The following is a 5,770-nucleotide window of genomic DNA, read 5'->3' on the forward strand; positions in this document are numbered from 1 at the left end:
CGGGACGGATTCTGCCCGCCTCGAGCTCGGCGAGGAACCGGTCGACGATGCCCTTCTGACGGGCTTCGTCGTGCAGCGACTCACCGACGATGCGGCTGGCGAGCTCGGTGGACAGGCCACCGAGCTCGCTGCGCAGCTGGACAAAGGCCTGCTGACGCTCGGCCGCGATCTGCTTCGTCGCGTTCTCGGTGATGCGGGCGGCTTCGGCGCCGGCCTGCTCACGGCTCTCCGCGATGATGGCCGCACCCTGGGCGCGGGCGTCCTCGCGGATCTTGGCCGCCTCAGCACGCGCGTCGGCGAGCTGCGACTCGTACTGCTGCTTGGCGGCGGCGGCCTCCTTCTGGGCCTCCTCCGCCTTGGCGATGCCGCCCTCGATGGACGCCGTACGCTCCGCGTACATGCGCTCCATGTTCGGAACGACCTTCGTCTTGTACAGCCAGTACAGGATCGCGAAGGCGATGAGCCCGATGATCATCTCGGCGGGGTGCGGGAGCAGCGGCAGCTTCTCCGGCCAACCTGCACCTTCAGATGCGAGGAACACCTTGGCTTCCTATCTGTTGGGGGGACTGGTCAGTTCGAGCAGGACTTACTTGCCCTGGAAGACGAACGCGAAGACCAGACCAAGGATGGCGAGTGCCTCGGTGAGCGCCATGCCGGTGAAGGCGATGGTCTGCAGCATGTTGCGGGCCTCGGGCTGACGCGCCACACCGTTGATGTAGGCGGCGAAGATCAGACCGATACCGATGCCGGGGCCGATAGCAGCGAGTCCGTAGCCGAGGAATGCGATGTCGCCGGTCATGTGCTTTTCCTTTCGAGTGGCACCGGGACCTTTTCCCGGTGTCGCTGAGGTTCAGAAGGGGTACAGAGTGCCGATCAGTGGTGATCGGAGACCGCGTCTGCGAGATACAGAGCGGCAAGCATGGTGAAGATGAAGGCCTGCAGGAACTCGATGAGCAGTTCGAAGAACGACATCAGGATGGCCGCGGCGAACGAGAGAACGCCGGCACCGTTGAGGCCGATGTTGCCGCCGTGCAGGAGGAGGTACTCACCGCCGACGATGAACACGAGGAGCATGAGGTGCCCCGCCATCATGTTGCCGAAGAGTCGCAGCGCCAGCGTCAGCGGGCGGATGAGGAAGTACGTGAGGAACTCGAGCACGAACATGATCGGCTTGAGCCACCCCGGCAGGCCCGGGGGGATGAGCGAGCCCATGTACTTGCCGAAGCCGCCCTTCGCCTTGACCGCCGCGACGTGGTACGTGACGTACACGATGAGCGTGAGGACGATCGGGAACCCGATGCGACCCGTGCTCGGGTACTGGATGAAGGGGATGATTCCGGCCACGTTGTTGAACAGGATCAGGGTGAAGCAAGTCAACAACAGCGGCAGGAACCGCATGAAGTCCTTCGAGCCGATGATGTCGCGCCCGATCGTGTTGCGCACGAAGTCGTAGACACCCTCGGCGATGAACTGACGCTTGCTCGGCAGGACTGAGAGCTTCTTGCCCGTCACGGTGACGAAAAACCAGCCGATAAGCAGGGCCGACACGAGGAAGACCACGGCGGGGCGCGTGATGGCCCAGTTGCTGTCGCCACCGATCAGGGGCCACCAGAAATCGCTCGTGCCCGGGGACTTGAACGACTCCCCGTCGGCAACCAGGGCAGCGCCCGCGATGAAGCTCACAAATTCTCCTCAGTCAGCATCCAGCAAAAAAGTTCAGTGTGTCTGTTGCAGTGGAACCGCCCCTGCCCTCTCGGGCTGGTCGGCGGCTCGAGGTGCACGCCGGAGACACTGCGTATCCTACCCGACGCTGTGCCGCGGTTCACTGGGAGCCGCCGCTCGTCGTCGAAGCGCCTGACGCGTCCGGGTCGTAGACGTACTGCCGCGTCCGCATGAACGAGCGCACCTGGAAGATCTGCCAGGCCACGACCACGATGGCGACGGTGATGCCCGTTGCAGGCCCGTCGAGGGATTCCACCTTCGTCGCGAGGACGAGGACGACGCCGAGAACGATCACCTGGGCGAAGAAGACCGCCATCGCCGCAGCCATGATGGCGACCGGGCTGAGCGTGCGCAGCGTACGAAGGACGAGCAGACCACTCGCGAAGAAGGCGAGGGCGAGAACCGTGCCGAACAGTGACGACACTCCCCCGGCCACGCCGTTGAGCACTGCGAACACGACCGCGCAGACGACGCCCACTGCGGCACTCGGCACGAGCGAATCACGCAGCATCGCAGCGAACGGCGACACGTTGGTCACCGGGTGCGAGGTGGAGGCGGAGTCCATGGAGGAAGGGCTCACAATCTGCGTTGGCGCGGGGATCACGTCGTCGGGTTCGGGCTCGTCACCAGGGTGAATCCATCACCTGAACCTGCTTGTGAAAACTATCACAAGGCCTTGCGGCGTCGCCAACGGGGCAGCCCCCACGTCAGCGCGAAGGCGAGGACCGTCAGCCCCGTGAGGGCGGCGAGCGAGCGCTCGACGGGCCAGTACGCCATCGAGACGAGGCCGAGGGCGATGCCGATCGACCACAGGTAGAGGATGAGCACGGCCGCGCGGTGCGTGTGCCCGATCTTCAGCATGCGGTGGTGCAGGTGGCGACCGTCCGCCTCCCACGGTTTCTGCCCGGAGCGCAGGCGACGCACGATGGCCGCGGCGAAATCCCACAGCGGCACCGCGAGGATCGCGAGGGGCACGAGCAGCGGCAGCAGGAACGCGACGGAGGCGTCACCCGAACCGGAGACGGCCGCCGGGTCGAGGTTGCCGGCGAACGAGATCGTGGCGGCCGCGATGAGCGTGCCGAGGAGCAACGAGCCGGCGTCCCCCATGAACAACCGCGCCGGATGAAAGTTGTGCGGCAGGAAGCCGACGCAGACACCCACCGTCGCCGCCGCGATGAAGGCTGACGTCGTGAACACCGACTTGTCGCCCCACTGCACGGCCTGTTGGTAGGCGTAGACGAAGAACGAGAACGAGGCGATGCCCACCATGCCGGCTGCGAGACCGTCGAGACCGTCAACCCAGTTCACGGCGTTGACGATGACGAGAATGACGAGCACCGACAGCACGACGAGCACCGGCGTCGGCAGGACGGTCTGCTCCCCCAGCGGCAGGAAGAGGAACTGCACCCCCGAGACGACGAGGACGCAGGCCGCGAGCGCCTGACCACCGAACTTGATGGCCCAGTTGAGCTCGGCGAAGTCGTCCCACGCGCCGAGCCCGCACATCATGGCCGCGGCGATCGTCGTGCCGATGGCTTCGCGACTGTCGAACACGTGCGACAGGTACGGCAGCCGCGAGGCGACACCGACGGCGGCGAGGAAGCCGACGAACAGCGCCACTCCCCCGAGCCGCGGGATCGGCAGGGCGTGCACGTCACGCGCACGCACCTGCGTCACCGCACCGAAGCGAACTGCCGACCACCGTGCGAGCGGCGTCATCACGAACGTGACGATCGCAGCGACGACGCTGATGAGGACGTACTCACGCACGGCAGGCGGTCAGATTTCAGCGGGGGTAAGCGGGGAAACGCGTGACGAGATCGGTGACCTGCTCGCGGATCTCCTGCGCGACGGGGTGCTCGGGCGTGCCGTCCGTCTCGGTGACGGCGCGGTGGATGACGTCGGCGATGACGTCCATCTCGGCAAGGCCCATGCCCTGCGTCGTGACGGACGGGGTGCCGACCCGGATGCCCGAGGCGATGTTCGGCTTCTGCGGGTCGAACGGGATCGCGTTCTTGTTGAGTGTGATGCCCGCGACGTCGCAGCGCAGTTCGGCGTCAGCGCCGGTGACGTCGACGTCACGCAGATCGAGCAGCGACAGGTGCGTGTCGGTGCCGCCCGTCGTCGGACGGATGCCCTTGGCCTTGAGCCCCTCGGCGAGACGCTGCGAGTTGGCGATGACGTCCTTCGCGTACTGCTGGTACTCGGGCGTCGCGCACTCCTTGAAGTTCACGGCCTTCGCCGCGATCGTGTGCATCTGCGGGCCACCCTGCATCATCGGGAAGACGGCCTTGTCGATCGCCTTCGCGTGCTCTTCCTTGCAGACGATGGCGCCCGAGCGGGGGCCGCGCAGCACCTTGTGCGTCGTGAACGAGACGACGTCGGCGTGCGGCACCGGCGACGGAATCGCCTTGCCGGCGACGAGACCGATGAAGTGAGCCGCGTCGACCCAGAAGATCGCGCCGACCTCGTCGGCGATGGCGCGGAAGCGCTCGAAGTCGATGAGACGCGGGATGGCGGAGCCGCCCGCGAGGATGACCTTCGGCTTGTGCTCCTTGGCGAGATGCTCGACCTCGTCGTAGTCGATGTCCTCCGTCTCGGGGTCGACGCCGTAGCCGACGGCGTTGAACCACTTGCCCGAGAACGACACCTTCGTGCCGTGCGTGAGGTGGCCGCCCATGGGCAGGCTCATCGCGAGGATCGTGTCACCGGGGTTCATGAACGCGCCGTACACGGCCTGGTTCGCCGAAGCACCCGAGTGGGGCTGGACGTTGGCGTGCTCGGCGTCGAACAGCGCCTTCGCACGCTCGATGGCGACCGTCTCGGCCTTGTCGACCTCGGCGCAGCCACCGTAGTAGCGACGGCCGGGGTAACCCTCGGCGTACTTGTTGCTCAGCGTCGAACCGAGCGCGGTGAGGACGGCCGGGCTGGACATGTTCTCACTCGCGATGAGCTGCAGGCCGCCGCGCAGGCGGTCGAGCTCGGAGATGAGGACACCGGCGATGTCGGGGTCGAAGGATTCGAGGGCGGCGTAGTCGGAGCCGTAGAACGGGGTCGTCATGCTCGCAACCTTAGTGGTTCTGCTCGCCCGGGCGGCCAGGAAGCTCCACGCTCGTCACGCTCTCGGGCTCGAACGGCGGTTCCGCACCGATGCCGCCGAGAGGGATGGCCTGCGTCGCCTCGCCCGCCCGCGCGCGAGCTCCCATGGCCTCGAGACGCTGACGTTCGGCCGTGCGCTCGTCGTCGGTCGACTCGGGCGCGGGGTTCGAGGCCGACTCATGCTGCTGCGGGTTGTCCGTTTCCGGGGCATCCTGGGGTGTCTCGGACAGCGGCGCACCCGTCGAGTCGAGCAGGCTGATGGGCCCGAGCACCTCACGCAGCTGTGCCGGAGTGATCGTGCCGCGGCGCAGCATGACGGGGTCGGGCTTGGTGCAGTCGAGGATCGTGCTGGGCAACCCGTCGTCGCACGTTCCCCCGTCGAGATAGACCTCGACCGCCGGGCCGAACGCGAAACCGGCCTCCGTGATCGTCGTGACCGGCGGCTGGCCCGTGCGGTTCGCCGAGCTGACCGCGAGCGGCCCCGTCGTCTGCAGCAGTTCGAGCGCGATCTCGTGATCGGGCATGCGCAACCCGACCGTGCCGTTCGTGTCACCCAGATCCCACATGAGCGACGGCTGCGCACGGAAGATCAACGTCAGCCCGCCCGGCCAGAAGCGCTCCATGAGGCGACGCGCGTAGGACGGCACGTTCATCGCGAGGCCCTCGACCGTCGCCGGGTTCGGCACGAGGACGGCCGGCGGCTTGTCGCGCCCACGCCCCTTCGCCGCGAGCAGCGCCGCGACGCCGTCAGGGTTGAAGGGGTCGGCGCCGACGCCGTACACCGTATCGGTGGGCAGGACGACGAGTTTGCCCTCGCCGACGGCAGCATGCGCCGCCTCGATGGCGGGGTCGCGCTCATCCGAACCGGAAACGTCGAAAACGGGGCTCACGCCACTCTCCTAGAAGTCGAAACCACCCATGTCGCCCCCGAAGTCTCCCCCACCGAAGT

General features: G+C 67.0%; 7 protein-coding genes. All 7 read right to left on the bottom strand.

Features of this window, described 5'->3' with window-relative positions; genetic code table 11:
• Nucleotides 1–541, bottom strand: a 541-nt coding sequence (locus AX669_RS07090) for a F0F1 ATP synthase subunit B (protein WP_062257492.1), incomplete at its 3' end; no start/stop codon positions are given.
• Nucleotides 542–586: 45 nt separating this feature from the next.
• The gene (gene atpE / locus AX669_RS07095; RefSeq protein ID WP_062257494.1) at nucleotides 587–799 is read right to left on the bottom strand and encodes an ATP synthase F0 subunit C; all 213 of its coding nucleotides are present in this window, start codon (nucleotides 797–799) and stop codon (nucleotides 587–589) included.
• A gap of 74 nt (nucleotides 800–873) precedes the next feature.
• Nucleotides 874–1,683: a F0F1 ATP synthase subunit A gene (gene atpB, locus AX669_RS07100; protein WP_062257496.1), complete on the bottom strand. Its 810-nt coding sequence runs from the start codon at nucleotides 1,681–1,683 to the stop codon at nucleotides 874–876.
• A 139-nt stretch (nucleotides 1,684–1,822) separates the two neighbouring features.
• Complete coding sequence (locus tag AX669_RS07105; RefSeq protein ID WP_062257498.1) at nucleotides 1,823–2,287, bottom strand: hypothetical protein; 465 nt, start codon at nucleotides 2,285–2,287, stop codon at nucleotides 1,823–1,825.
• 101 nt (nucleotides 2,288–2,388) lie between these two features.
• A complete protein-coding gene (locus AX669_RS07110) occupies nucleotides 2,389–3,492 on the bottom strand; it encodes an MraY family glycosyltransferase (RefSeq protein ID WP_062257499.1) in 1,104 nt (367 codons plus the stop codon).
• A gap of 16 nt (nucleotides 3,493–3,508) precedes the next feature.
• Nucleotides 3,509–4,783, bottom strand: coding sequence for a serine hydroxymethyltransferase (glyA, locus tag AX669_RS07115; RefSeq protein WP_062257501.1), 1,275 nt, complete (start codon nucleotides 4,781–4,783; stop codon nucleotides 3,509–3,511).
• A gap of 10 nt (nucleotides 4,784–4,793) precedes the next feature.
• The gene (locus tag AX669_RS07120) at nucleotides 4,794–5,711 is read right to left on the bottom strand and encodes an L-threonylcarbamoyladenylate synthase (RefSeq protein ID WP_062257503.1); all 918 of its coding nucleotides are present in this window, start codon (nucleotides 5,709–5,711) and stop codon (nucleotides 4,794–4,796) included.
• Nucleotides 5,712–5,770: the final 59 nt, after the last annotated feature.

Source organism: Dermacoccus sp. CCH2-D9 (genome assembly GCF_001556795.1).
GTDB lineage: Bacteria > Actinomycetota > Actinomycetes > Actinomycetales > Dermatophilaceae > Dermacoccus > Dermacoccus nishinomiyaensis.